Raw genomic sequence first — 26,289 nt, forward strand, 5'->3', positions numbered from 1 at the left:
AACGACTTGGTGATTCTTAGCAGCACTAAGGTTGGGATCGGAGGAACGCGGCGACATCGATATCCTGTACCGTCGCATGTTAAAACGCTGACATACTGTTGTCAGTAGCGTTTTTTTATAATTCGGTGTATGTAAACATAGAGGAGTGAGAAAGAAATGCATTTTGCTTCTATACGAATCATAACCGACGACGTGGATCGTCTCGTCATGTTCTATGAGAAAGTCATGGGTGTTTCGGCGGAACGCCCCGCGCCCGTCTTTGCTGAACTCGTTGTGCCATCGTTCACCCTGGCGATCGGCCACTCTCAGACGGTGCAGCTGTTCGGCGCTGGTTCCGCAGTGGCGGCTGACAATCACACTGTCATTCTCGAGTTCCGCGTCCACGATGTCGATGCCGAATACGAGCGCTTGAAGCCTTTTGTCCACGAGTGGGTAAAGGAACCAACCACGATGCCGTGGGGGAACCGTGCTGTGCTGTTTCGCGATCCTGACGGCAATCTGGTTAACCTCTTCGCGCCGGTAACCGAGGAAGCGATCAAACGGTTCAGCGATAGCCGTTGACGGACAGTTAAAGTGAGCGAGGCCTCAAGCCTGCTCGTTATGTAAATGAACAGGGAGAAGAACCATGGTGAACAGCCCCCCCGTCAAGTAGACAGTACAAAAAATAAAAATCTTAAGCGGCCTTGGTTTTGAGGGAGCTTAATGGCTGTCAGGTTAGTTACAACTTTTTATTTTCACGGTCTAATACCAGGTTGGCTGGGCTTCACAAGCAATCTGTCGCGGAAATGTACGCTTTTTCTTGTCCCTGGCGGCAATGTAAGTCAAGAACTTACTTACATAGAACAAAAATGCCGCACTCGGCGGCATTCATTGTAAGTATGTTTTTGTCCTCTGACATCCCTTCTTTTTCGAAAACCTTTCGTTCGCAGCGAACTCCATAACGCCCTATCCGTACGGCGGTCGGCAACCGATCGCTGACCGGCTGCCAACGCCTTAAGGAGAAAATTCTTGTGGCTTATCGTATTCAGGCATGTCATTTACGGCTAAGGATATATGTTCTTGTCATGCTTGCACAAGAACATACATCCTTAAAAAGAAAGAACCGCAACTTATGCGGCCCTTAATGAATATATGTTTTTGTCCTCCGACAGCACGCACTAAAAAATCTCCAGTCACTGGCTATTTACCCAGTAAATTATATACACCAAACGGGATAAATTTCTATTCTCCCTATTCCCGCCAATGCCCCAATCACGCCAAAAAAACCGCCGGCATTCCTGCCGACGGTTCTTGACTAACTGTGCTCTGCTCCAGCCTTAGCTAGGCGCTAAACTAAACTTAAGGATTCACAAGCTTCCACTGCTGGTTGTAGCTGGTGCTGTAGGCCCACTGGCCGAGATCGGAACCGGCGGTGGTCCGGCCGACGGTGTCCAGATACAGCCCCGTAGCCCGGTTCTTGAAGCGGACATAGCCGCTGCCCGCATCTTCCTTGGTCCACTGCTGGTTATAGCTGCTGCTGCCGCTCCAGAAGCTGGCGGCCGAGCCGTTGGCGGTGCGGCCCATGCCGTCGAGGTACAAGCCATTGGCGCGGTTCTTGATTTTCACATAAGTCCCAGCTGCCTCAACCACCCACTGCTGGTTGTTGCTGGTTCCGCTGCCCGACAGGGCTACGTTATTGCCGTTAGCCGTGCGGCCCCAGCTGTCAGCGTACAGTCCGCTGGCACGGTTTTGGAGCTTGACATACGTGGTGGTACCGCCGCCTGTACCCGTTCCGAAGACGGAGGCGAGGGCGCTCGTGGCTTTAATGCCGTTCGTACCGTTGACTACGGTGTTGCCCCACGAGGTTAAGCTGCCGGAAGGACCGGTGGCCACATCGAGATAATTCAGGTCCGAGCTGTTGCCGTACCACGACCAGACGAGCCAGCCCACGCCCTTTTGCTGCGAATAGCTCATGATTGTCGCCTCATCCACTTCGCCGTTCGAATGCTTCGGACCGAATTCGCCGACAACGACAGCCAGCCCTTGGTTCAGCACACCGTCAATGTTGCTGCGTACTTGGTCTGCCGTCCCTCCGGCATACTCGTACATATGGATGGAGAACATGGTGTTCTTGCGCGGGTCCGCCGCCAATACTTCCTTGCCCATCGTGTGAATGGAAGCGGGGTATTGGCCCCAGCCTGCAGCGTCCACCATCAGCAGATGATCAAGACCTGCGCTGCGAAGCTTCGGAATCGCCTGCTTGTAGCCGTTGGCCCAGCCGGAGGCATCCCATGTGCCGTACCACTCGTTGGCGATATTGATGATGACGGTCCGCTCTTTGCCGATCAGCGCGCTCTTCATTTCAATCCAATAGTTGACCGCATTGTCGAGGGCCGTGTACGAATCGGAACCGGTTGCATCATGCACCTCAAGAATCGCGATCATCCGGTACTGCTCGCACAGCGCTATGATATTCTGGATGAAGGCGAGAGAATCCTTGCTCCACTGGCTTCCATTGGACAGAACGATCCGGACCGAGTTGGCGCCGGTAGCGGCAATGGCGGGGATGGCCGTGGCGAGGTCATTCTTATACCAGGCGTGAGGATGGTTGATTCCGCGCATAACGAAAGGCTTGCCGTTAGCATCATATACGGTGGTTCCGCTTACATACATCCCCGTAGCTGCAGAGACGGGTTGAACGCCAATCGTCGTAAAGGCCATCGCGGTCAAAAGAGCCAGGAGCAGCGCCAGGAAAAGCTTCAGAGTGCGGTTGTTGGTCAAAATCATAATGGTTACCCCATTTCCCATGGAAATTTTGAAATCGAACAGAAGTGTGTTTTGCTGATGGAGCGAACACAGACTAGAAACTTCCGGCATGAGAATGCAGTCAAATTCTTTGTCCCACCCCCTACGCATTCAGATTATCGCATACTAAGTTAGCGTGTTGTTATTATAAAAAGCTAACTAGTAAGCGTTTCATCGTTATTATAGTTAGCGTTTTATCATAAATCAATAGCCTAAAATACGATTTTCAGAATATTATCTCAAAAAACCTCTCAAAACCTGTGAAAATCATCAAAACCAGATATGTATAAATTATAACAAAAATAACTTTTTATCATCTTTCATCTTAGGATACACACCCTCCAACAAGCACACTGCAGTTTCGGCTTGTCCACTCGGGTTCAAGGATCCCAACCATCACAGCGGCAGTCAACGGGCGTAGGGAAACACATGCAGGCTGGGGTGGAGCAAGAAAAAGGGATGGAGAACACAGATGCTGCCCTGCCCCCGAGAAAGCGGCCTGTGCCACCCAGGGCGTGCCGTTTCTCTTTCCCCCGCCCTTCCAAGGTCCCTTCCGCCGCCTGACGGCAGACAGCCGCAGCACCGTTGGGGATCACGGCACTGCGGCTGTCTGCACACTATTTTATTTCACAATCCAGGCGTTCAGGTCGATCGGCGTAGCCTTCTGATTCAACTTCAGCGTGAAGCCGTTCAGCTGGGAGAGGAATTGGTAGTATTCCTCAGGCTTCGGCTGCAGGTCCTTCAGCGCCTTCTGGCGGGCTTCGTTCCAGATCTTCGGGAAGTCCGGGAACTTCTTCAGATACTCCTCCGAAACGACGGTGAGGCTGGTGCCGATCAGATTTGGGTGCTTGGTGGCATCATCGAGCACCGGACAAGAACATATATCCTTAAAAAGAAAAAACCGCAACATATGCGGCCCTTAATGAATATGTGCTCTTGTCCTCAGACATCATCAAGACCTAATTCATTACCATAGCCGGCAGCTTTGGGTGGATAGAAACATGATCGAACACTCATCTGTCTGATCAGCAGGGTTCTGATACTCTTCATCCGAGGCACGAAAAGCAAGCTCTTGAAATCCCGGCCCTCAGGCACAACGAAGCTTTCGACATCGAGCAGTTATTGCCTCTAGGGTCCGCCCAACGTGTGCTTCGTCACTCCAAGTATCCAGTATGTGGCTGACGGCTTACGCATAGACCCTCCTATAACTTGTAGGTAAAACATACTTTGCGGTAAAATTAAGAATAATAGGTCCTTCTCAAAGAAAAGAACTGACATCGTTCACATAACGAGGCCAGTTGAAGTGAAGGCTAAGCTTTTTGAATGGAATTCAAAATTTCTTTATAATGCGGACTATGAATCAAGCCAATGATGTTTCCAAAAGGGTCTACGACCGATGCCGTGATCCAGTCGACACCGCGCTCCGTTAGGGGCTCGTATTGCGTGGCGCCCAGTTCCTCTAACTTTTCTAACATACCGGCAACATCATCCACATGCCAGTACAGCGTCGCTCCTCCCGTTCCAGTCAAGGTAGCTGTCTTGGGTGTATATTTCTTATCAATGATGCCAAGCTCATCTTGGAGGTCGCCGATCCGATATTCGATATAGGCAGGGTTCTCAGGATTCGGACTTTGGAAGTAAGGCTCTACACCCAATAGCTTCGTGTACCATTCTTTTGCGGCTATGAGATCTTCCGCCCACAAACTCACATTTGCCATGCCTCTTAAAGCAGGTGTATTTTTCATCTTATTCAAGCTCCTTTTAGATCAATTGATATTACTTATTTTCAATAATAGGGGGTGTCAACCATTACTGTATTACAGAAATCCGCAGACATTTATCAAACAGGCGGGAAGCTGGATCCTTCCGGCTTTGAGCGGCATATTAACTTTGAAACCTATGTGCCTCCAGTCTGTTTAACTCCATTCGTTAACCATTTTTGGACCATACGTTGGAATATCGCTACGGGACAGCCCTATATATCGGAGCAAGTCATGCACCGGCCCTATGTCGATGTCTATTTGTCTGCACACGAATCGGGTATTCAATGCTCATTCCGGGATAAACGGGATTACGAGGCAGCGGATAACGGCAGAATCATCGGTGCTCGATTTAAGCCAGGAGCGTTCCACGCTTTTTGGCGCAGATCGCTGGCAGGCTTACACAACGAGACAATTCCATTACAGAATGTGTTCACCGAAGCGGATCAGGCTTTTATTGAAAATACGCTGTCATTACAGGACGATGCTGCCGTCGGTGCCCTTGCCGAGCTCCTGCAAGCGCAAAGCCCGCAATATGACCCTAACATCGAAACCATAAATCGGATCATTACTGCGATTGAGACGGACCGGTTGCAGACCGTCGGGGATGTTGCTGAATGGGTTGGCAAAAGCGAACGATGGCTCCAACAGCTTTTCCAGGATTATGTTGGGATCGGGATAAAGTGGCAGCTCCAAAGGAATAAGCTGCTCACGGCAGCGAAATTCATTCGTGAATGTGACAATCCCGATTGGGCGGATATAGCCTATGATCTTGGCTATAGCAGTCAACAACATTTCATTACAGATTTCAAACGCGTACTTGGCGAAACTCCATTGCAATACAAGAAGAAACTAAGCTCCCCAGCATCCGAGTAACTCAATCTGTCTTGCTCACTGAAAAAATCATCGGATGGTTTCCAGTCTAGTTATCGCTTTTTGCAGTTGAACTGTCCTGCTCTTTGCCGATGTTGCCTTCAGGAGCGGTAGGAGAATTGCATATTGAGAGGTCTTGTCGAGCTGGCTGAAAGCTTGTTTAGCCTGTTCATGCACTTCAAATGCTGCTATGAGATCCTGCGGGATCGTTGCGCTCTTCTGCGATTCATAGGCCGCCTCCCATCTTCCATCCCCTTGTGCTCGATGAATCTCAGCATACCCCGGGGCCTTCATGCGTCCGGTCTCCATTAACTTTTCTGCTTTTCGCACGTTAACCATGGACCATGGGCTTTTTGACCGCCGCGGCGAATATCGTTGCAAGTAATACGCCTCATTGAATGCTTTGCGGTGACTATCGATCCAGCCATAACTGAGTGCGACATCAAGCGCTTCCGAGATGGTGACCGACACCTTTCCCGAATCCTTCTTAGCTATTCTAAGCCACACCTCTTCTCGTCGATCGTGGTGGCTCGCGAGCCACGATTCCCAGTCCGCAGCGTCGGTAAAATCAATGAATCCCACTGGATCGGATGTTTCCACCAAGCAATCTCTCCTTTCATACTTCCTTTAATATCCTTCCCCCTTTATATTACAAAAGATTATCAGTGCGGTATTACAAGAAACCGCAGAACTATGATGGTCCCTAACAAACACTTGAACGATCCGGAATACCTTCTTGTTCGCTAGCCAACAATTTCTCCACAGAAAGAAGCCTGGCATTGGCTGGGGCCCCATGCCAGGCCTTAAGCTATCGTCTCCAGTTGCTTCAATAATGACTAAATACAAAACAGAGATACGACCTTCTTAGAAGCCCCTGACAATAGGGATTCCGGGCCTTCGATGCAGGTGGGTTTGTTTTTGGATCCGGTCGCTGGCGAGCTCTGGGGCCCATAAACATCCTACCAAGGAGTCTTTTTACCCCAAGACTACTTCAAGAATTGATTATTGGTTCGCAGCTTCGGCGAACCAATTGTTTTCCACTTGCCCCACGGTTTTTTGACAGAAATCCCTACTACGGTTACCAATAAAATCAATTGGCCTGCTCCGAAAAGTAATAGCATAAGCCGATCATGCAAATAATCAGGGTTGTTAAGAGCATCCAGACGTTCGGTAAGTGTAATATTAATTGCATCCTGAACCCAAATATTGAGCACACCTCCTGATGCGATTAGTATCAACGAGATCACTTCTTTAGAAATAATCCAATAATATTTCGTTAACCCCCAATGTGTTCGACGGACAGGACAATCCCGGTAATAACCACTCCCAATGCGCCTGGAATAATGAGAGCCAGGTCAAAAATATGCATGAAAGAATGAGCCGCATGCAGGAACTCTCCGCTTGAAGTCAGGTGAATCAGAACAATCATTACAATTTGGGTAAAGCCTCCTCCTATCCACATCGCGGTAAATAGCAGATGGGAAATGAGCCACCAGTTTTTTTGCTTTTGCGTTAATTTTTTGGACATGTCTTCTTACACTCCTTTTCTCGGATAGCCGAAAAGTGTTATAATGAGCCCATGAAATTTATCTTCCGAAATAAAATATTTATCTCGCGAGATAAGATAATTATAACCAGGAGGTTTCTCTGATGTCAACTAGCGAAAGGGAAAATCTGCTCCACATTTTCAATGAACAGTTGCGGCATTTTAGTACGGATACCATATTGTTTCATCAAGCTGTGGCCGAAAGGCTCGGATTAAACTCAACGGACCATAAATGCTTGGACATTATATTGAGGAATCAACCGATAACGGCGGGGATGCTTTCGGATTTGACAGGACTGACGACAGGAACTGTTACAGGAGTCATAGACCGCCTCGAAAAAGCGGGTTATGTTTTCCGTGAAAAGGATCCGGAAGATCGCAGAAAAGTGATTATCCGGGTCTACACAAAAAAGGCTGAGGACGAAATCATGTCACATTTGGAATCGTTCGGACAGTCGATGAAGGCAATGCTCGATCAGTATGATAACGAACAAATCAGGTTCCTCTTTAACTTTTTCGAAAGGAGCCGGGGTATTATCCAGACCGAGACTTTGAAGCTAAAAAAATAAAAAACGAATCATTTTTTACGATAACGTGCATAGGTAGGTCTTGTCAGAAGTAGAAGCTACCTGTTTTATTCGTATCATGAAATAACATCTATGTTAAACACTCGCCCGTGCCTGGCTGCAGAGTAGATTTCGTCATTATGTTCCCCCCCTCCCCCGTTCCAGCTGATGTCTTAAGTATTCAACATGTGTGAATCCAGGATGTTTTTGGGGGGGCTAATTTGAAACGATACTAGCGACACGGTAGGAAAAAACGGGCTGTCCCCAAAAGGTCAGATTGCCTTGGGTCAGCCCCGATAAAATGCTCATCGAAAAAGGAACCAATACATTAGTGTAAAACCAGAAACTGATTAAATTTCCTTTATGTCGTAATAGTTGGGAGGTAAAATCAAGATTTTGTCTAAATCATTCTTCTAGATACGAAACGGTCAGTCCATCGCTTCTCGCATCGCCGTATCCAATACATGTAGGAAGGATGAAAAACAATGGCATCATGCTTTTCAAAAGCAGCCAGACGTTTTACCCTGCTGACCGTTCTGATCCTCGGCCTCCAGCTGCCTCTCTCAGCCAATGCGAAAAGCAGTATCGACGTCAGAATCACCTCACCTCAGAATGAACAGAAAGTTGGAGGACAGCTAAAGGTTGAAGCCTCCATTTCATCCGAGTATGAGCTGAAGGAGGCTAAAGCTTCCGTCGGCGGCATAGAAGCCCCTCTCTTTCAAAGCTGTTCCGGCTGTTCGACCTGGACCGGCACGCTGAATACCTCCTCATTGACCCAAGGGCCCCATAGCGTAATCGTCAATGCCACAGATGTAAAGAAGAAGACTGGAACCGCCAGCGCCCCCTTTGTGCATGATGAAGTCCCGCCTGTCGTTCCTTAATCGAGCTGCCCGAACAGCACAGCATCATCACTGACGGCTCGATTCATATCGCCTCGGAGGCCACGGATGAATTCGCAACCCCGGTGTATTTCCTCAAAATATACGAAGATGGCAATCCGAACGACCCCGTAATAGCAGAATCCTGGACGGGAAACTCCTACTCACGTACGTTTAATGTCTCTGCTTACACTGGCACCACATTGCACATCCATTATTCCATCGGCGACGGCTGGGAGCCGAACAGCTATAACCTCTCCAACCCCGTAAACTATGGCAGTACGGTTCATATTGCATCCCTAGCCGCTCTCACCGCTGCTGAACGAATTCCCAATGCGGAGATCGTCGACAGTGATGCAAACAGATTGCTGATTAACCGATCGGGCTCACTGTATATCCGAAGCCGGACCGATGGTACGGAAACACCGGTTGCCGGCGGATACTATCCCGTCGGATTAACCCCGTACGGTGCCGTAACCGGATCTTTAGCTCAACCGGAATTCACTGTTCGGCTTCATAGTTGGAATGGAAATTCTGTTGCCCAAGCCGACTTAGGACAATGGGATCGCTCCTCAGCCATCACGATCGCCTCTAACGCCAGTCGCATCCAGGGCAAGTATCTGCTTTCTGCCTTTGAGGGCACTGTTTATTGGATCAATACGGAGACCAATGAGGTACGTAAGATTCCGGACTTCAAGAGCCCCTATAGCTCCGATATTACCAATTATGAAGTCATGGATGATGGCGACTTGCTGATGAGTGGGAGCTCAATGACTCCGGACACCATATTTCGGTATTATGCGGCAACCGGTCAGACCGAACCTTTCCTTACCTTCCCATATCCCCCATTTGGCCCTATCTCTGATGGTGAGACGATCTTGTTTTATGCCGGTGGGGCCTTGCAAAAATATCGGGATGGCAGTGTAACTAGCGAAGTGTATGGTATTCCCCTCGATGAATTCTCAGTACCTTCCGAATTCTATCAATACAATAATGGATGGCTCGCCTATATAGGCGAAAACCATCAGGCGTATTTGAAATCCCCGGAAGGCACGGTCACCCAAGCTACTTACTTGCAGGAGCCGGTATCTCTACATGCTCTTGGGGAAGACGGCACGCTGATCGTTAAGGATTCGCCATTTACCTACCATCTTTACCGTCCGGGTCAGGAGCAGCTAATTGAAATTGGATCTAACCGGGGGGCACGGGTGGATATACATGACGGCCAGGTCCATTATCTGCTTGGAGATACGATCTTCTATGTAAGCCAAGCTCCCGAAAATACACAGGCCTTCTCTTCGCCAGCGGCTCATAGCTTGAGTCTACCGTAGTTCAGCATAGTTATGCCCATGGTGGCATGCACAATCGGCAGTGATAAACCAAGAAGCGCGAGTCATGGAGGTCAACGACCTCTAAACTCGCGCTTTTTGACTCCGTATCCAGGAGTCCAAATGGTCGGAATGAATATGGAGTATGAAAGAAATAATTTGGTGCTAGGTCTAAATGGAAGTGCGTATTGTTTCTTGACCACACCATATCTTCCTCGTCCTGACTTAATAAGGTCCATCCGCCCGACAAGAACATATATCCATTCCAATCCAGGCTGTTAAAACGAGGCGGCCCTTAATGAATACATGTTCTTGTCCTCCGACAATCGCGTTGATACGTCTTGCCGCCGAAAGGCGGCAGCGTGCCGCCATGGCCGCTCCACCCCACCAATACTCGTTATCTAATAACGGAATGCGGATCGTTTCGGTCTCCATAGCAGCCCGTGCTCACCACACGCCGCAACACTCTAAGCGGTGTGTATAACTAACTATCGATTCAATGATTGATCGTCGTAATGACATAACGCCCGCCACTTTCAACAGGGAATCCAATCCGGCCGTTCTCCGTATAGGACCATTCCACTTCTTGATCGGCTTTGGTGATCTTGATCTGATGCTTTGCAGACACTTCACAAGTCTGCGCGATCGAAGAAGTGATGACGGCCTTGGACAACAAGCCGTTCTTCCATTCCAGATCCACTTCGTATCCGCCTCTGCCGCGCAATCCTCTGACATAACCGTCTTTCCATGCATCAGGCAGTGCCGGCAGAAGCTCCAAGAAGCCTTGATGAGATTGCAGCAGCATCTCGGCGATTCCGGCCGTCGCAGCAAAGTTACCATCAATCTGGAAAGGAGGATGCGCATCAAACAGATTGGCATATACACCGCCTCTGTGTGCATTAAGCGGTTCATCCCCCTTAACGAGTGTCAGCAAATTCGAGAGGAGCCGCTCCGCACGATTGCCATTCTTGAACCGGGCCCACAAGCCGATTTTCCATCCTAAACTCCATCCAGTCCCCCCATCTCCCCTGATTTCAAGCGATCTCCTGGCTGCATGGAAGAGATCGGGAGCCAAATGCTCCGTAAGGAGCCGCCCGGGATACACGCCTACAAGATGGGAAACGTGACGATGATGAACATCTTCGTCTTCAAAATCTTCAGACCATTCCTGCAGCTGACCTTTCTTACCGATTTGCATAGGAAGCAGCTTTTGCTTCGTTTCAAGCAGGGTGTTTGCAAATTCTTCATCCACCTGAAGCGTTTCTGCCGACGTTATACAGTTACTGAACAGCTCTCCGATCAATGCTAAATCCATGGTTGCCGCCGCGCCAACAGCATAGCGTTGATCTCCGATCATGAACTTGTGCTCCGGAGAGGTGGAGGGCGACGTAATCCAATAGCCATCTTCATTTGGAGTGAGCCAATCCAAACAGAATAATGCTGCCTGCTTCATGATGGGATATGCCGTATCCCTCAAAAATGCTTCGTTTCCGCTAAAGGCATAATGCTCCCATAAATGCTGGGTCAGCCATACACCACCGAGCGGCCAAAACGCCCATACCGGATCTCCATGACCATAGTCACCGACAGGCGCTGTCTGAGCCCATACATCGGAATTATGGTGCGCCACCCAACCTCTGGCTCCATAATTCACTTCTGCGGTCTTCCTGCCATTTACAGCTAACCTGCCAATAAAATCAATCAACGGCTCATGGAGCTCAGCCATATTACAAGTCTCGGCAGGCCAGTAATTCATCTCTGCGTTAATATTTAGCGTATAATTACTGCTCCAGGGTGCCCGGGTATCCTCATTCCAGATGCCTTGAAGATTGGCAGGCTGTGTGCCCGGGCGCGAGCTGGCAATCATCAGGTAACGCCCATAATGGAACAAGAGCTCAACCAACCCGGGATCACGGCTTCCATACTCGGCAATCCGCTGATCTGTAGGTAAATCCTGCGGAGCTGAACTCTCTCCCAAATGAAGATCGACCCTGTGAAAAAGCCTGCTGTGATCATCCACATGATGCTTGCGTATATCCGAATACTTCTTCCCGAGAATGGCCTGAATCGCTTCTTCGGTTACTTGTTCCGGCACGCGATTGGTGCTGCTCGCCCCGATCAATGGATCAAACGATGTCGCCGCACTGAAATACAAGGTTGCGCTAGTTGCTCCCACAATAGAGAGCCCATCCGCCTCGACTTTCATATTCCCGCCTTCGTGCACTGCAGAGAGACGTCCATAGAACTTCAAGCTTTTTGGCGCTTGCTGATCACCATAATGTACAGGATTCTTCACATTGTAGTAATTAGGCGCGACATACTCCGGTGCTATGCCTGATAGGGTATAGTGATCCGCGTCGGGCTTTGAACTGGAACGGAGTGGACTATCCAGTTTAGCGCGGAAACTAAGAAGTCCCTCCTTACTTGCCGTTAATCGTACTACGATGACCTGGTCGGGATGTGAAGCAAAGACCTCGCGGGTGTAGCTAACATCGCCAATGTCATAAGTAACGGTGACGATACCCGTTGAAAGATCGAGTTTTCTCTCATATCCGCGACCGCAAACTTGACCATGCTCCATCAGGATATGCAGATCGCCAAAAGGTAAATACGATTGAGTAAAAGGACCCATCATGAATTTGCAGAATCGATCCGCTTCTTCATATCTTTGTTCTGCAATGAGCTGCCTTACCTTCGGCAGCACTTCTCTGGCTTCCGGATTATTCCAATCGGTTGGGTATCCAGACCAAAGTGTATCTTCGTTCAGTGCGATGCGTTCTTTCTCAACACCGCCAAAGATCATCGCGCCAAGTCTGCCATTTCCAACGGGCAGCGCTTCCGTCCAATAAACGGCAGGGGATTGAAATTGAATGTTCATGCTTTTTTTCAGTATATTTATGGATTGGTCATGACTCATCGGTTATCACTCTCCTGCAGGTTTTAACATCGAGTCTCATTTGACCGGGCTTACGATAGTCTTCTGATCCCCTCAATGTAATGCTTATGTTATCCTCATACACCTTGTAAATTCCCATTCCCGGTCTTGACGGATCCAGGTCGGATACATGTAGCGCATCACCATGTCCCCATCCGGTCGAATACAGTCCGGTACCGTCATGATCACAATTTCGTCAAATCCGTTGCCATCTACATCAGCTGCCGCCAAACTATGATTGCCTTGTCCGGCGTATTCGCCGTTACCGGGGTCCTTGCTGTCGAACACCCAACGCTGGACTAACTTTGACGTGCGAAGGCTTCGGATTCACTTTCTTTCCGTTGCGATAAAGATCAAATTCAACATGTTCAGGATCCGTTCCAAGCTTGCGCCATCCAACGTAAACTCCTTGCCCGGTCTTAACAGCCACCAGTCCACGATCCAGGCGCTCCATCTGGCGAAGATACTTGAACGTCCCCGGCACCTCCAGCGACTTGGATGCCTCCAGACCACCGGCAGTTACTTGTTGATCGTCGAGGAATCATAGGAAGCCTGCATGATTTCGAGATAACGCTTCATGTTCAGATCCTCAAGACCTTTCACATAAGCATCCCAATCCTTGTCCAGACTCTTGGTGCCCGTTACGAACTGCAGTGCGTTCTGGTCGATATAGTCCTTGATGTTGGTCTGCATCATGCTTGCTTCGTCCGTATTGGCAGGGTCCACCCACAGCGCCCAGTGCGGAAAGATCTCTTCCGGCTCCTTGTTCTCCATAAGAAGCGTCGCTTCATACAACCGGCGCTCGTATCCGTCAGCCGCATAAATGTCCTTGCCTTGTATTTCGGCATCACGGTACGCCCGGTGATGATTATACTGACTGAGTGCTCCCCAATTGTCGTTGCGCGGTTTTTCACCAGATGCCAGCGGGATCGTTTTATAGAGCGGCTGAACCTTATCGTTCAGGGCCACGTCTCCCTCCTGCGGTCCGCGCCAGCTCTTGCCTTCTTCACCAAGATAAGCTCTCATCGCGCCCTCTTGCGTGTAGATGTAATCCAGCATCTTGATAGCCGTGATCTGCGCTTCCTTGCTTGCCTTGTTCGTGATAACGAATGATGCACCCGGATCGACCGGATAGTTAAACGTTGCATAGCTTGCATGCGGTCCCTGCAACGGCGGCAGCGGGTCGTAATCCTTCCCGTATGGAGCGTCCGTCGCCGTATTGACGAAGAGGGCGGGATGCATGCCGGCACCGACGCCAAGAAGCTGTGCGTCGGCGTTGTCGCCGATCTTCTTGAACGCTTCCGCATTCTGCGTGAACGCGCCCGGATCGATGAGCCCAGCATCATAGAGCGACTTTACGTAAGCAAGTCCTTCCTTCCACTCTGGCTTGTTGGCCGCCGTATCGACCTTGCCGTTCTTCATGATGAGATAGGTTCTGTCGTCGTCGTAAATAAATCCGTTCATCAGGTACGGAATGATGTGTACGCCGTAAGGCTCAATGGATCCGCTCAGCGGCACTTCGTCGGCTTTGCCGTTGCCGTTCGGGTCCTTCGTCTTAAATGCTTCGAGAACGGCCTTAAACTCTTTAAGCGTTTTCGGCGTGGAGAGACCAAGCTGCTTCAGCCATTTCGTGTTGAGCCACATCTTGTTCGGGTACGAGCAGTGGAAACATTCGTTTAATCCCGTCAGGCCGTAGATGTTGCCATCGGGAGCGGTGTTTATTGCTTTGTAATATTCGTTGCTTTCCAGCACTTTCTTGATGTTCGGCGCATACTGATCGATCAAGTCGTTAAGCGGAACGATAACGCCTTGCTGCCCAAACTTCAGTAAATCGGTCTGCGAGAAGCGGTCTACCCAAGGAATCAGCAGGTAGAGGTCAGGATAGTCTCCCGACGCAAGTGAGATTTGTCTCTTTTCGGCTGCACCGTCGAACGGTACCGTCGTCCAGTTGAACTGGATATTGAACTTGTCTTCCATCAGCTTCGTGAACTTGTTCGTTTTCAGATCGACGTCGTTTGCTTGCTGTGCAAATACGTTGATCGTAACTTTCTCCCCGGAAGAAGCCGTGTCCGTCTCACCGCCGGCGCTGCCGCCGTCATTATTCGATGAGCATCCGGCAAGAACCATGCTGAGAATCAGAATCGCCGCAACGATAACCGTCCATGTTTTTCTCAAAATAACATCTCCCCCTATTGATTTTAATCGAACAGCGACACAGACACGACGGGACGGCTACATACAAATACCCCCTGGTTTTGCCGCCGTCCGGTCAGCCTTTGACCGAACCGATCAGCATGCCCTGCACGAAATACCGCTGCACGAACGGATAGATGACGAGCACCGGCAAGCTTGCCACTACGATAAGCGAATATTTCATCAGCTCCGCCAGCTGCTGACGCTTCACCATCTCGGCGGCGTCGATGCTGCCCGTTCCGTTATTCAGAATCAGAATGCTGCGCAGAATCAGCTGGAGCGGATAAATCGACTGCGATTTCAGATAGATCAGCGCGTCGAAGTAAGCGTTCCATTGACCTACCGCATACATCAGCGCGAGTACGGCGATAATCGGTTTCGCAAGCGGAACGATGACGCTGAAGAGGAACCTCATATCGCTGCACCCATCGATTTCGGCAGCCTCGGATAACTCGTCGGGAATTGTCGACTGGAAGAACGTCCGTGCGATGATGACCTGCCATACCCAGATTGCGTTCGGGATCAGAAGCGCCCACCGGGTATCGATCATGCCTAACGACTTGACGACCAGATAGGTCGGGATCAACCCGCCGGAGAACAGCATGGTGAACGTGACGAAGATCATCAGCGGACTCCGTCCGAAGAACGATTTTCTGGACAGCGGGTAAGCGATCATGATCGTAAGAGCGACACTGATGAGCGTGCCGAATACGGTGTAGAACAGCGAGTTGGCATAGCCGGAGATGACTTGGTCGTTCCGGAACACCGCCTTATAGCCATCCAGGGTCAGATCAACCGGCCACAGCCACACTTTGCCCGATGATACTGCAGCCGGACTGCTGATGGATGAGCTGAGAATGTACACTAGTGGATACAGTACGGCGATCAACACTACGGTCAGGAAAATGTAGGTGCCGGCAATGAAAATCCGGTCTCCCAACGATTCTCTAATGGCTCTCCTAACGGAGCCTGCAGCATGACCCGACTGTGTTTTGGCGATTAGCATGGTCTTCCCTCCCTTGTGTATGCCCCTACCATAGGCTTGTGTTGGATACGCGTCTTGCGATCGTATTCACGACGAGCAGCAGCACCAGGTTGATGACGGAGTTGAACAGGCCGACCGCCGTCGCGAAGCTGTAGTTGGCGTTCAACAGCCCGATCTTGTACACGTACGTCGAAATGATTTCGGACGTCGAGAGGTTCAGCGGATTCTGCAGCAGGTACATTTTCTCGAAGCCCACGGCCATAATGTTGCCGACACTCAGAATAAGAATAATGACCGCCGCGGGCATGATGCCAGGTATATCGACGTTGAGGATCTTCTGGAAGCGGGACGCCCCGTCCACCTTTGCCGCTTCATACAGGGACGGATCAACCCCCGACAGGGCGGCCAGGTAAATGACGGCAGAATAGCCCATCGTCTGCCACACGTCCGAGAAAACGTAGACGGATCGGAATAGCGAAGGATCGCCCAGATAGTTGACGGATTCGAAGCCGAGCGCATTGGCGATCGTATTGACGATGCCAAGGCGCGGAGACAGGAACAGCATCACAATCGAGACCATAACGACCGTTGAAATGAAGTAAGGGGCGTAGGTCACCATCTGTACCGTCTTCTTGAAGCGCACATTCTTCACTTCGTTGAGTGCAAGCGCCAGTATGATCGGAATCGGAAAGCTTACGGCCAGATGATAAAACGAAATGTACAACGTATTCACAATCAGTGTCTTAAACGCGGGATTCTGAAAGAGCAGGTCGAAGTATTTCATTCCTACCCATGGGCTGCCCCAGATGCCTTTAATGACGTTGTAGTTCTTGAAGGCCAGCACGGCGTTAGCCATCGGCAGATACTTGAAGATCACAAAGTAAGCTACCGGCGGGATCACCAGCAGGTAGAGCTGCCAGTGTCGCTTCAGACTCTTTAACGCTGCCGCACGTAATGAAGCTCTTCTTCCTATGGATTTGACCGTCTTGACATTCGTAATCGCTGTACTCAGATTAACCCCCCCAGATTGAGAGCAGGATCTTATGCAGCGATCCGCTCGATATGATAACGTTTTCTTGCCCTAATCCTATGTCACCGTCACGAAACCTGTAAAGCGTACACTTCTTCCCAACCCGTACAAAACCGGAAATGCACCCTCAAAAACGTTGATATGACAGCGTTTTCGGCGTACGAAACGAAAAAACCATCCTGCCGGATGGGTTTTTTCGTTTCGTACCTATTCCTTAATCTGGCGGAAGGCGCTGGGTGACACGCCTCGTACCCGCTTGAAGGCCCTTCGGAACGAATGTGCACTGTTGTAGCCCACTTGTACGGCGATCTCGTCGATCGTCAGACGGTTCTCCAGCAGCAGCTCCGCCGCTTTGGTTATCCTGACGAGCTCGACGTATTCCGAAAGGTTCTCGCCTGTATGCTCCTTGAACAACTGGGAGATGAATTTCTCCGGTCTGCCGATCCTTTCGGCTACACGGTACAGCGTAAGATCCTGATCGGAATACTGCTCGCTGATGTAATCGATGACGGCCTTCACTGTAACGGCGTTCATATCCGATTTCTTCCGCACGACGTCACTGCAAATATCCTCGACCAAGCCTTCGAACGTCCGTCTGATCTGCAGAACGCCTTCGGTTGGCTGGATTTGCGCAATGCGGTTCTTGATCTCCTCGGCCAGCACTTCGTTGTGCAAGATCTTCTTCTCGGTCAGCTTGAGGAATGTACCCTTCAGTTCAATGATAAACTGCTGCGTCATCTCGTAGGACAGGTCTCGCTCTTCGAAGTTTCGCGTGAACAATTGCGCAAGAATGCGCTGGCTCTCCTCGCATTCGCCGGCCTTCAGCGTATTGAGCAGACGCTGCTCGGAATCGAGCGGATAATAATACATGGCGGATTCGCGCACTGCATCCTCGTACCGGGTTACTCCTTCCGCTCCGACATAGGTGGCGTAATCCAGCGCCTGAAGGGCTTCATTGAAGGAACGGCTGACATCGGACAGCACCGTATACTTCGCTCCCATGCCGATGTTGAAGGACAGTCGATACTGCCTGTAAGCCGTATCCTGCAGCTTCATAAGCGGCGTCTCGTCGGGGTAAGCGTCATCTCCGGCCGTTTCGTCGTCCTGCATAAAGACCACGGCGATTTTGTCGGTGCCCCAGTCCGTAATCAGGATGTTCGCATAGGCTTCCTGGAGCATCTGCTTCAGGAGCAGACGCCATACGCTCAGCTCTTGAACGATCTCCTCGCTTTGAAGGCCGCCGTAGCCGTTTATTTTCAAGATGCCGACATGCCCCTGACCGCCTATGACCTCGATACCGGTTTGGGAGGAGACCGCTTCGACTTCCCGGGCGGAGGAGAACTCACCAACAAGCAGCCGCTTGATGAATGCGTCCCGCAGCAGCGGAAGCTGCTCCTGAAGCTCCGTCTCCAGCCGTTTGCTGCTGGTTATTAGCTTCGAAATATTGCCCGCAATAAAATCCAGGTCGTTCCTGGCCGATTCCTCGCCTGAGCTGCCATATTCGCGAAATACCGTCAACAGCCGATGAATCGGTGCACTGTGACGGTAAGCGAGAAGCAGACCGATAAGCAGTCCCGCGATTGACGCTGAGCCTGTCAGGATGGCAGTGACGCGTTTGATTCGGTTCGCTTTCTCCATGATCGCTTCTTCGGGAATGCCGGCAGTATAGAGCCATCCATTGAGCTCCGACTTGATCGAAATCAGAAACTGCCCATCTTCGAACCGCATCGTGTCTCCTTCCACACCGGTCGGAACGGAGCGGAGTCTCGCAATCTCCTCATCGTCAATCCCCTGGGAAATAAGGGTCCGCCCTTCCAGATCAGTAACCATCGCCCAGCCCCCGTATTGCTCCACGGTATTTTGAAACATGCTGCCCATCTTCTCTTCATCAATGATGACGGCAACCGTGGCTTGTGGATTGTTGAAGCTGTTAATGGGCAGAGACTGCAGGAAGGTGATGGCCGCCGTGCTTTTCTCCGATGGACTGCCTTCATTGCGGGTATACGTGCGCAGCGGCATGATCTCGTTGAGGTGAGGCTTCTTCAAGATAGTGTCATTCCATTCCGCGAAGCTCATATTCTCCAGCTGATGAAGCTCATAATAATGCTCCGGCCGGTAAAACAGCGTATTAGGCGTGATCATAACATTATAATTTTGTAAATATACGAAATAGTTCGCCAGGTAATCGTTCGTGCTGCTGTAATTGGTCAGGCTGCGCTGCATGCGCCCAAGTCCAACTACGTTATTGGCGTCCAGCGGTCTGGGATCGACGATCAGGCGGTTAAGATCCTGATTAATGGCGAGCTGCTTCGTAAACCCCTCTACCTCTTGAAGCCGCCGTTCCAAAATTTCCTTGCTAAGCCGCAAGGTCTTGGTGCTATTCTCGATGGAGCTTGACTTCGCGACGTCGATCGATGCCCGGTAAGAGGCGTATCCGGCTATGTTCGGCAGGATAAGAATAATAAGATACGACACGAGAAATTTTCGGAAAACAGGCGAGAAGTTCGACCAGATTTGCTGCTGCATAGGCCCCCCCTATGGTAACAAAGAAAGCGTAATCAAGAAGCAAGAGGGGTCCCGCTCCGCCTTTCCTCACGGAGAGTGGATTCCTCTGCGGCTCGATTACACATGATTATGAATACGATACCATTAGTACTCCGCGAAAGACAATCCTCTCGCCCAATAAAAATCATAACCTAGCTTGATACCATGGGATATCAAGTTCGATATATAACTCAAAACGATGAAAAAGGACAGCACTTCCTCTGCCCCCAGACTTGTTTTAGATATCTTGTGTCATAACCCATAAAAATGCGATCCAATACTAGCCTTTTCTGTCGAATAGCAGCTGGTTGAGAGGCCCTAAGGCTGAAGCTCTGTGACAAAGTAACCTGGAATACTTGGCCATGCGGCGCTTAATGAATATGTGTTCTTGTCCTCCGACACATGGCTTTGTGTCTCCTGGACCTGGTTGTTATTTAGCTATCGTCTCCAGTTAACGTAATGAAGCTGCCGATCGTGCCAGCAGCTTCATCCTTGGTTGTTTGATGGAACTAACGCTCTTCGTTAGTTCCATCGTTACTTTTTCTTTACTGGTATCCAGATCTCACCCTGTGTATGCCCTGGCATTCCATAATACATTTCGAATTGAGGACCCTCAACCTGTTCGTATCCAGATTTCGGAAACCATTCGGTATATACCCGTTCCCATAGTTTTTGTAAATCACATTGCGGCTCCGGGAAAATAGCCCATGTTAAAGCTGGAACAGAAAGCTTTGTAAATCTCTTCGGAATTTCAAGTCCCTTCGGTAAATGATAGCATACCATGTACTTGAATGATTCTCCCGTATGGTCATATAAGGCAGCGTGCAGCACGGTATTACCAAACCGCCCCAGCAACTCATTCATTAGATCCACACTTCCGTCCTCATCACATTGTTTACGGAACTGAGGAACATCAGTAAATGCCGTTTGCAAATCCTGACTAACAAGACCATAAACGCCGAACATCTCAAAAGCTCCTCTTTGTTCTATCCGGTAATTCATCTCGACATCTCCTCTTATGGAGATATGAAAGGACATTCGAGGATAGGCTTTTAAGGAAACGCCTTTATCGCGCGCAGATATCGGCATGATTCCATGGAGATTCTTGAACGCCCGTGCGAACGCCTCCGGCGATTGGTATCCATATTTCATGGCAACATCGATCACCCTTGCATCGGTTGTCTGCAGTTCAAAAGCCGCTAATGTCAAACGTCGACGTCGGATGTATTCGGATAACAAGATTCCGGTGATGAACGGAAACGTGCATTTCCTGCACCAAATTGTCAGCCTCCTTCGCAACCCCTGTGGCGGTGTGTCTCCACCTTTCATTCCCAATAACTAGTCTCAGCTCTACCAACGATGAAAGCCTGTATTATATTCGCAGATCACCTTCTTTCATACGATTGTATTGGTTCTTCAACTTAAAGGCGCAATACAAAGTTGCGATGACGACGACCGGAAAGAATAACCACATTAAACCTCTGAAGACGGCGAATGGCGTTTCAAAAAGAAAGGACCTCCAAAACGCCTCCCCTTCCAGCTCCCAAAGGCCTGGCGTGTAATACAGAAGCTTCGGGTTGAATATCGCGCCGGGGTCTATACTTTCGCTCCGGATTAGCGAGAACATAACAATGGCATAGACGCAAGCCAGCAGTGCCCACAGATCAGACAACCTCTTATAGCGTATGGCCTTGGAATCGACATCCGAGAAGATCTCCTTGCTTCCGTCCGTATCTGCTTTCCGGAAGTACTGAAAACCGGAGTTTTTCGTACCGCTAATATGCTCCCAGCCGCTATCTTCGAATAAGGCTCGATAATCCTCGAAATCCGACGCCCGCTTGAAGGTACGGTAGTCCATCTTGATGGTGGCCGCCTCCGGCTGATCGCGCCGGAATTTATACCCGAGCCACGTCTTTTTCTCCAGTCGGATCCCCTGCTTGGTCAAATCGCTTAGCCACTGTTCTTCTTTCTCGAGATTCGTAAACACCTTGTAGTTCCTCACGGTTATCTCCCCCATACAATGTTAGGTTATCAGTTTCGCGGTCACGTTAAGCATATGCTGCATACAATCGCGGTCAAGCCGGGGCATAGATAACTCCCTCTATGGAGAATCCATTTGCGTCTCAAATGCTCACTTTTTCTTAGACTTTGACCAGCTGTAGATGAAGAAATATATGGGACTAACGAAGAAAGATCTCCACATGTATACATACAGTTGTATATTGGAACATATTGGAAGTAACCCGCCCGTTAATTCAATGAAGAAGAGAGCAGCTGCCGCGCGGCGATCTGCTCCCTGGTAGCTCAGCGTATAGATTGAAACTCTTCCTTTAGTATGGAGTACATTTTTAGATCTTGATGTCTCCCTTTTATAAAGAGTCCCTTTCTAATAATTCCTTCAAATGACATTTTCGCCTTCTCCATAACTCGTGCAGAACCGATATTTTCTAAGTAGCATTTTGCTTGAATACGAACCAAGTCCATATGAGTAAAACCGAATTTGATTACTTCTCTTGCGGCTTCCGTTGCGATACCCTTTCCCCAATAATCCGGTGATAAGGCATATCCGATTTCGGCAATTTTATGCTGTCTATCCCATGTGGCGAACTCTATTGTACCAATCAACCTGCTATTTTCTTTATATTCAATACCCCAATGAACCAAGCTCTTATTATCCCACTGAACAAGTACTCGCTCAATCGCCTCTTTTGTTTCTGTTATTGTTTTGTGAGGGTTCCAAGAAGCGTACCTCGGCACTTCCTCATTAGAACAGTAAAGATACATATCCTCTACATCTCCTACTGTTATCTTTCTTAGTTTAAGTCGATTGGTCTCAAGGACTGGCAGCGCATCGAATACATCTCCCATAAGAACACCTCCTAGTTTGGTTTACCTAGTACTAAATTCCAGAGATGGGCTGTATTCTCCTTCCCGAACAAGTCCACGTTATCCTGCCAGTTACTTCAACGACGATAGTGCAGCTGCCGCGCGGGGATCTGCTCTGGTTGATTGAGCCAATGCTCAATCACTCATTATTATTTGATAAAGGTTCTAGGGCGTTTGCTACATTAATCCCGTCTGTGAGAGTAGGTGCGCTAATCTGGTATCGAACATTCTCTTGATCCCAAAATAAAAAAAACGACCATTGTATCTGCTCCACTGGATCTCCCCCCATTTGCTTTCGGTCTTCCCTCTGCTACTTTCTGCATTTTCTTCAGCGAGCTCGGGCATCTTTTCCATACACTCATCTTTTTTCGGAATGAGCATTTGTGTGAACGACAGCCTGGCTTGTTCCGTGTTTGTATAGATGATATGGACACTTGTATCAGAGGCATCAATAGCCGGTGAACCATAGCTACCTGGCATATTTGAAGGAAGATAGAGATTAAATGCATTAAACCCAAAGCCTTTCAGTTCCTCCAATGAGTGAGATTTTAGCCTCTTTTTTTGGGGGAGCTTGATCTTAGAGGAAGGGTCGCTAAGGACTGGTAGTCCGATGGGAACTGAGGGTATAACAATCGGGTTGGCGTATTGATCTGGGGGCCTTACTTTAATAATCCCTTGAGGAGATGATGCTGGATTGTGCTCCTTTATGTCTGCGGGTATTTGCAGGGCAATACTTAACCCAAGGAACATCATGGGAAACTTAATAAAATCCATATGCCACCTCCTTATTACCAAACGATTCCATATATCATAATGTTGCATGGCGGTCTCTATTGCATCTTTCTAATGAAACAAGGAGCAGATCGGGTAATCTGCTCACCTAAGCCTTGCGCTATCGTTCCCAGGGAGTTGAATCAGGTGTATCTGCAGGATATTGTCCGGCGTGTTACGGTCTTATGTTTCTTTAGGGTATATACCACGCTTATAAACGCACAAACGAAGCAAGCAACCTAAGTCTTTGAGTGAAGATGGGAACTCTTAGAATTTTGTGATGGATGCAATATGGTCCGAACGCAACATAATGATTTATGGAATCGTATGGTAGTTAGGACACAACAAGGAGCCCTCCGTCGTTGGGGGGCTCCTTCAATTAGAAATCAGGTCCATGGGGGCATACAAAACTCTACCCCAATCGCCTATCAAAATGATTTCATTATTTGGATGCGGTTTTGCACTGTATACAGTGATGGTATCCGGTGTGCTGTTTTCATAAGCCAACTTAAGCTCACCATTGACGCATGTTATCCAGCCAAATTTCATTCCAGGTTCTATTCGAGTATTCTTTTCCTTCAAATGATAGGTTTTCCCACCCCATTCCACCACGTCAGGTGGATTGTTACAAGTGTCTGATGAAACAATTGTATTTGATAAGCATCCTATTACGCTGAACATCTGAATAGCAATTAGAAATAATGCAGCAGCTCTATTCAAATCATTCCCTCCATGACTCGTTGATGGTCGACCATGAATGAGACGATTGCAACCCACAAAGTATTAAAAGCATTACCAATCCACCCATTATATAAACTCGAACAGGGAGCAGACTGCCGCGCGGCGATGTGCTCCCTGGATATTGAACTAACGTCTCCCGTTTATTTCAATGACCATAAGGACCAGCACTCAAAGATTGCAGGTCCTTATTAACCTTAATTAGAAACACGGATGATTTATATCCGGAATATAACCCCTTTGATCTAGTTTTCTTCACACTAGACAACTTAATTCAATTATCGTTCTACCAATAGCTGAATGAAAAAGCAGTAATAATTTCTAGTCCCATACCTTTGGCCGCTTTAGTCCGGCTGTTCTCAAATAATCTAATAGTTGGCCTGTATGGACAGCTTCATGGTATGCAATTCTCATAAGCATATCACCTAATGTCCGAATATACCCGACGTCGCTTCGATCAATCTTAACTTGCGTTAAATCGTCTTGTGTATAAGATTTTACGGTATCTATAAATGCATCACGATATGTTTGCGAAAAGTCAATCTCCTCTTTCAGCGTTGAAAAAGGGCTCTTCTCGTATGGAGAATCATAAGCCTCCAGACTTCCTTTGTTCAACAATGCAAGGTGGTAATAGTGTTCGCTATCTAATACATGACGGATCATCTCTTTCATACTCATAGCATCTGAATCGGGACTCCAGTCCAAATATTCCTTTGGGATACTTCCCCATACAATAATGCTTCTACGCCGGATTTCTTCTAAATTCCACACTATTGCTTCAATTGCGTTCATAATAGCTTCCTTTCAACTTTAATATATTACCATAATACCAGAACATGCATTCCTATTTCAAATAAAGTTCTTTTACTTCCAGTCAGCACAGCGAGGGCAGCCGTTCGAGCAGACCGGCTGCATGTTGTCACACAACTCTATCTGGACATCCCATTTTTTTAGTTTATGGTAAAATATGCTTACTCTCGTTAGAAAAAGTTCACACTTAGGAGGAAATGAGAAATGACTGGTCAAAGAGTCAGGCTGCGTCCTTTTGAAACAGAAGATATTAAAGAGCTTCAGCGATGGTCCAATGACCCGGTTTCCATCCTGTTGGTTGGCAGAGCTCCACAAGCCTACGAACAAATTGAACGGCAAATTATGAGTAAACGACAAAAAGGAGATCTTCTGCTTGCAATTGAGAACGAAGAAAATAAACTTATTGGCTGGGTTTTCCTTAAGGATATCGAACATGAACACGGCAGAGCCGGTATAGGAATCCTACTCGCCCCAGAGGCTCGCGGACAAGGTTACGGAAAAGAAGCGATGAAAGCCATGATTAGAATAGGTTTTGACCAACTCCGCTTACATAAAATCTACTTAACTACAAGAGGTTTAAATGAACAGGCGATTGCGCTGTACAAAAAAATTGGATTTGTCATCGAAGGAAAATTGAGAGAGCATGCATTTTGTGATGGCCAATATTATGATACATACTATATGGGAATGTTAAAATCGGAATGGCAGATTTCCAACAAATCTTAAATAAGTTGTGGTGTACAGTTGAGATGAGTTTTTCTGCGCAAATCTGCCTGTTTGCTTAATCAAAATCCAAAAAGGGATGCCTCCATCACATAGTCTGGAGAGCATCCCATTTTTTTCAGGTATCACTTATATGTGCGTATATTCTTCCGCATACCTAAGTTATAGGTGATGCAGTGTGATGACCTATATATATGATGGAACTCCGTTCTTAATCCTCGGCTTCCGTCTAGGGTAAGGCGCACTTTTTTGTCTTTCACCAACAGATAATTTGCATAACCCCGCCGCATGCGATATGATTTTATTATCGACAAATTTGCAGGTCTAAATAAGGAGGTTCACGCATCTATGTGCCCCCGTACCAAAGAACAAAATGAACTCATCCGCACGCAGCGTAAAGAACAAATCCTAAAACGCCGCCGCGCGCGCTTACTTCCGCACGGGCGGCAGCTTTGATATTCGCGATGTCGCCCGCGAGGCGGAGCTCGGTTACGGCACGGTGTACCATTATTACCCCAACCGACATTTATTGATAGAAGATGTGCTGGACAGCGGCTTCGAACGATGCGAGCTTGCCCTAGCAGAATGGGCAAACCTCCGCAGCGGAAGCCCGGATGAGAGGCAGGTTATCTCGTATTGCAAGGCGCTGCTCCGGCTATGGCAATCGGACGCCCGCGCATATCTCGTCTACAAGATGGCCGCGGAACATTATGCAGGCATGTCTGAGAAAGATCGGCTCCCCGCCAAGAGACGATTCATGGAACGGCTGTACGTTCCACTCCAATCGATCACCCAGCGCGAAGACGACAGCGTCGACCATCTGCTTGCCGTGCTGGTGGGCTGCTGCGGGCTGAACTACTATGCGGGCACTTCCGAGCTGGACGTCGATCGAATCGCCCGGCTTGCTATGCAAGCAATCACAAAGGAGCACTGATGCGA

At 48.8% G+C, this 26,289-nt stretch carries 25 protein-coding genes and 2 pseudogenes; 7 read left to right on the top strand and 20 right to left on the bottom strand.

Annotated elements, in window-relative coordinates:
- Window positions 1-156: 156 nt before the first annotated feature.
- A complete protein-coding gene (locus PM3016_RS18360; RefSeq protein ID WP_014370461.1) occupies window positions 157-561 on the top strand; it encodes a VOC family protein in 405 nt (134 codons plus the stop codon).
- 777 nt (window positions 562-1,338) lie between these two features.
- Here the strand turns inward: PM3016_RS18360 and PM3016_RS18365 are convergent.
- The 3 genes from PM3016_RS18365 to PM3016_RS18375 form a co-directional block, all read right to left on the bottom strand.
- Window positions 1,339-2,766 (bottom strand): cellulase family glycosylhydrolase, encoded by a 1,428-nt coding sequence (locus PM3016_RS18365; RefSeq protein WP_041619167.1) that lies wholly within the window; start codon window positions 2,764-2,766, stop codon window positions 1,339-1,341.
- Window positions 2,767-3,406: 640 nt separating this feature from the next.
- Window positions 3,407-3,652 (bottom strand): substrate-binding domain-containing protein, encoded by a 246-nt coding sequence (locus tag PM3016_RS18370; protein ID WP_148279690.1) that lies wholly within the window; start codon window positions 3,650-3,652, stop codon window positions 3,407-3,409.
- Between the two features lie 442 nt (window positions 3,653-4,094).
- Entirely contained in the window at window positions 4,095-4,529 is a 435-nt protein-coding gene (locus PM3016_RS18375) for a VOC family protein (protein ID WP_013917966.1), read from the bottom strand.
- A gap of 54 nt (window positions 4,530-4,583) precedes the next feature.
- Here PM3016_RS18375 and PM3016_RS18380 point away from each other — a divergent pair, with 54 nt between their 5' ends.
- On the top strand, window positions 4,584-5,420 hold the full coding sequence (locus tag PM3016_RS18380; RefSeq protein ID WP_238540551.1) for a helix-turn-helix domain-containing protein: 837 nt from the start codon (window positions 4,584-4,586) through the stop codon (window positions 5,418-5,420).
- A 27-nt stretch (window positions 5,421-5,447) separates the two neighbouring features.
- Here the strand turns inward: PM3016_RS18380 and PM3016_RS18385 are convergent, their stop codons facing one another.
- The 3 genes from PM3016_RS18385 to PM3016_RS39800 form a co-directional block, all read right to left on the bottom strand.
- Complete coding sequence (locus PM3016_RS18385; RefSeq protein ID WP_236628487.1) at window positions 5,448-6,017, bottom strand: YdeI/OmpD-associated family protein; 570 nt, start codon at window positions 6,015-6,017, stop codon at window positions 5,448-5,450.
- A 386-nt stretch (window positions 6,018-6,403) separates the two neighbouring features.
- The gene (locus PM3016_RS39795; protein WP_238540552.1) at window positions 6,404-6,631 is read right to left on the bottom strand and encodes a hypothetical protein; all 228 of its coding nucleotides are present in this window, start codon (window positions 6,629-6,631) and stop codon (window positions 6,404-6,406) included.
- A gap of 62 nt (window positions 6,632-6,693) precedes the next feature.
- Window positions 6,694-6,945, bottom strand: a complete 252-nt coding sequence (locus PM3016_RS39800) for a hypothetical protein (RefSeq protein WP_014370465.1) — start codon at window positions 6,943-6,945, stop codon at window positions 6,694-6,696.
- Window positions 6,946-7,067: 122 nt separating this feature from the next.
- On the opposite strand from PM3016_RS39800, the gene PM3016_RS18395 reads away from it, so the two are divergent.
- The 3 genes from PM3016_RS18395 to PM3016_RS18400 all read left to right on the top strand — a co-directional run bounded on the left by PM3016_RS18395 (window position 7,068) and on the right by PM3016_RS18400 (window position 9,738).
- On the top strand, window positions 7,068-7,532 hold the full coding sequence (locus tag PM3016_RS18395; RefSeq protein ID WP_014370466.1) for a MarR family winged helix-turn-helix transcriptional regulator: 465 nt from the start codon (window positions 7,068-7,070) through the stop codon (window positions 7,530-7,532).
- Between the two features lie 482 nt (window positions 7,533-8,014).
- On the top strand, window positions 8,015-8,410 hold the full coding sequence (locus tag PM3016_RS39805; protein ID WP_238540553.1) for an Ig-like domain-containing protein: 396 nt from the start codon (window positions 8,015-8,017) through the stop codon (window positions 8,408-8,410).
- A gap of 83 nt (window positions 8,411-8,493) precedes the next feature.
- Entirely contained in the window at window positions 8,494-9,738 is a 1,245-nt protein-coding gene (locus tag PM3016_RS18400) for a hypothetical protein (RefSeq protein ID WP_238540554.1), read from the top strand.
- Between the two features lie 493 nt (window positions 9,739-10,231).
- Here PM3016_RS18400 and PM3016_RS18405 read toward each other — a convergent pair whose 3' ends face one another.
- The 14 genes and pseudogenes from PM3016_RS18405 to PM3016_RS18450 all read right to left on the bottom strand — a co-directional run bounded on the left by PM3016_RS18405 (window position 10,232) and on the right by PM3016_RS18450 (window position 24,609).
- Window positions 10,232-12,652: a glycoside hydrolase family 95 protein gene (locus PM3016_RS18405; protein WP_014370467.1), complete on the bottom strand. Its 2,421-nt coding sequence runs from the start codon at window positions 12,650-12,652 to the stop codon at window positions 10,232-10,234.
- A 91-nt stretch (window positions 12,653-12,743) separates the two neighbouring features.
- Window positions 12,744-12,991, bottom strand: a pseudogene (locus PM3016_RS39810) (rhamnogalacturonan lyase family protein); the annotation flags it as partial.
- Window positions 12,933-13,124 carry a rhamnogalacturonan endolyase family protein gene (locus PM3016_RS41440; protein ID WP_164923392.1) on the bottom strand — a complete coding sequence of 64 codons (192 nt, stop codon included), beginning with the start codon at window positions 13,122-13,124 and terminating at the stop codon, window positions 12,933-12,935. The gene PM3016_RS41440 and the pseudogene PM3016_RS39810, both read right to left, overlap by 59 nt.
- A 65-nt stretch (window positions 13,125-13,189) precedes the next feature.
- Complete coding sequence (locus tag PM3016_RS18410; protein WP_013917976.1) at window positions 13,190-14,845, bottom strand: ABC transporter substrate-binding protein; 1,656 nt, start codon at window positions 14,843-14,845, stop codon at window positions 13,190-13,192.
- Between the two features lie 94 nt (window positions 14,846-14,939).
- Entirely contained in the window at window positions 14,940-15,869 is a 930-nt protein-coding gene (locus PM3016_RS18415) for a carbohydrate ABC transporter permease (RefSeq protein WP_013917977.1), read from the bottom strand.
- Window positions 15,870-15,894: 25 nt separating this feature from the next.
- Window positions 15,895-16,749, bottom strand: coding sequence for an ABC transporter permease (locus PM3016_RS18420; RefSeq protein ID WP_014370468.1), 855 nt, complete (start codon window positions 16,747-16,749; stop codon window positions 15,895-15,897).
- Window positions 16,750-17,085: 336 nt separating this feature from the next.
- On the bottom strand, window positions 17,086-19,404 hold the full coding sequence (locus tag PM3016_RS18425) for a helix-turn-helix domain-containing protein (RefSeq protein WP_014370469.1): 2,319 nt from the start codon (window positions 19,402-19,404) through the stop codon (window positions 17,086-17,088).
- 552 nt (window positions 19,405-19,956) lie between these two features.
- A complete protein-coding gene (locus PM3016_RS39815; RefSeq protein ID WP_238540613.1) occupies window positions 19,957-20,424 on the bottom strand; it encodes a GyrI-like domain-containing protein in 468 nt (155 codons plus the stop codon).
- A 129-nt stretch (window positions 20,425-20,553) separates the two neighbouring features.
- A pseudogene (locus tag PM3016_RS39820) lies at window positions 20,554-20,751 on the bottom strand (AraC family transcriptional regulator); the annotation flags it as partial.
- Window positions 20,752-20,794: 43 nt separating this feature from the next.
- The gene (locus PM3016_RS18435) at window positions 20,795-21,424 is read right to left on the bottom strand and encodes a DUF2812 domain-containing protein (protein WP_014370471.1); all 630 of its coding nucleotides are present in this window, start codon (window positions 21,422-21,424) and stop codon (window positions 20,795-20,797) included.
- 302 nt (window positions 21,425-21,726) lie between these two features.
- Window positions 21,727-22,290 (bottom strand): GNAT family N-acetyltransferase, encoded by a 564-nt coding sequence (locus PM3016_RS18440; RefSeq protein WP_014370472.1) that lies wholly within the window; start codon window positions 22,288-22,290, stop codon window positions 21,727-21,729.
- A 195-nt stretch (window positions 22,291-22,485) separates the two neighbouring features.
- Window positions 22,486-23,082 (bottom strand): hypothetical protein, encoded by a 597-nt coding sequence (locus PM3016_RS18445; RefSeq protein ID WP_014370473.1) that lies wholly within the window; start codon window positions 23,080-23,082, stop codon window positions 22,486-22,488.
- Window positions 23,083-23,454: 372 nt separating this feature from the next.
- The gene (locus tag PM3016_RS38190) at window positions 23,455-23,799 is read right to left on the bottom strand and encodes a hypothetical protein (protein WP_148279691.1); all 345 of its coding nucleotides are present in this window, start codon (window positions 23,797-23,799) and stop codon (window positions 23,455-23,457) included.
- Window positions 23,800-24,138: 339 nt separating this feature from the next.
- Window positions 24,139-24,609: a DinB family protein gene (locus tag PM3016_RS18450; RefSeq protein WP_014370474.1), complete on the bottom strand. Its 471-nt coding sequence runs from the start codon at window positions 24,607-24,609 to the stop codon at window positions 24,139-24,141.
- A gap of 222 nt (window positions 24,610-24,831) precedes the next feature.
- Between PM3016_RS18450 and PM3016_RS18455 the strand changes: the two genes are divergently transcribed.
- The gene (locus tag PM3016_RS18455) at window positions 24,832-25,353 is read left to right on the top strand and encodes a GNAT family N-acetyltransferase (RefSeq protein ID WP_014370475.1); all 522 of its coding nucleotides are present in this window, start codon (window positions 24,832-24,834) and stop codon (window positions 25,351-25,353) included.
- Between the two features lie 715 nt (window positions 25,354-26,068).
- A complete protein-coding gene (locus PM3016_RS39825) occupies window positions 26,069-26,284 on the top strand; it encodes a hypothetical protein (RefSeq protein ID WP_238540555.1) in 216 nt (71 codons plus the stop codon).
- The last annotated feature ends 5 nt before the right edge of the window (window positions 26,285-26,289 follow it).

This window comes from Paenibacillus mucilaginosus 3016, from assembly GCF_000250655.1.
Lineage (GTDB): Bacteria > Bacillota > Bacilli > Paenibacillales > NBRC-103111 > Paenibacillus_G > Paenibacillus_G mucilaginosus.

What these genes read in the sequence shown, in the direction of transcription:
- PM3016_RS18395 (WP_014370466.1), top strand. Translation starts at nt 7,068, where the DNA reads ATGTCAACTAGCGAAAGGGAAAATCTGCTCCACATTTTCAATGAACAG.
- PM3016_RS18440 (WP_014370472.1), bottom strand. Translation starts at nt 22,290, where the DNA reads ATGGGAGATGTATTCGATGCGCTGCCAGTCCTTGAGACCAATCGACTT.
- PM3016_RS39800 (WP_014370465.1), bottom strand. Translation starts at nt 6,945, where the DNA reads ATGTCCAAAAAATTAACGCAAAAGCAAAAAAACTGGTGGCTCATTTCC.
- PM3016_RS39825 (WP_238540555.1), top strand. Translation starts at nt 26,069, where the DNA reads ATGTCTGAGAAAGATCGGCTCCCCGCCAAGAGACGATTCATGGAACGG.
- PM3016_RS41440 (WP_164923392.1), bottom strand. Translation starts at nt 13,124, where the DNA reads ATGGAGCGCCTGGATCGTGGACTGGTGGCTGTTAAGACCGGGCAAGGA.
- PM3016_RS18445 (WP_014370473.1), bottom strand. Translation starts at nt 23,082, where the DNA reads ATGGATTTTATTAAGTTTCCCATGATGTTCCTTGGGTTAAGTATTGCC.
- PM3016_RS18375 (WP_013917966.1), bottom strand. Translation starts at nt 4,529, where the DNA reads ATGAAAAATACACCTGCTTTAAGAGGCATGGCAAATGTGAGTTTGTGG.
- PM3016_RS18425 (WP_014370469.1), bottom strand. Translation starts at nt 19,404, where the DNA reads ATGCAGCAGCAAATCTGGTCGAACTTCTCGCCTGTTTTCCGAAAATTT.
- PM3016_RS18360 (WP_014370461.1), top strand. Translation starts at nt 157, where the DNA reads ATGCATTTTGCTTCTATACGAATCATAACCGACGACGTGGATCGTCTC.
- PM3016_RS18365 (WP_041619167.1), bottom strand. Translation starts at nt 2,766, where the DNA reads ATGATTTTGACCAACAACCGCACTCTGAAGCTTTTCCTGGCGCTGCTC.
- PM3016_RS18450 (WP_014370474.1), bottom strand. Translation starts at nt 24,609, where the DNA reads ATGAACGCAATTGAAGCAATAGTGTGGAATTTAGAAGAAATCCGGCGT.
- PM3016_RS18455 (WP_014370475.1), top strand. Translation starts at nt 24,832, where the DNA reads ATGACTGGTCAAAGAGTCAGGCTGCGTCCTTTTGAAACAGAAGATATT.
- PM3016_RS18405 (WP_014370467.1), bottom strand. Translation starts at nt 12,652, where the DNA reads ATGAGTCATGACCAATCCATAAATATACTGAAAAAAAGCATGAACATT.
- PM3016_RS18415 (WP_013917977.1), bottom strand. Translation starts at nt 15,869, where the DNA reads ATGCTAATCGCCAAAACACAGTCGGGTCATGCTGCAGGCTCCGTTAGG.
- PM3016_RS39805 (WP_238540553.1), top strand. Translation starts at nt 8,015, where the DNA reads ATGGCATCATGCTTTTCAAAAGCAGCCAGACGTTTTACCCTGCTGACC.
- PM3016_RS39815 (WP_238540613.1), bottom strand. Translation starts at nt 20,424, where the DNA reads ATGAATTACCGGATAGAACAAAGAGGAGCTTTTGAGATGTTCGGCGTT.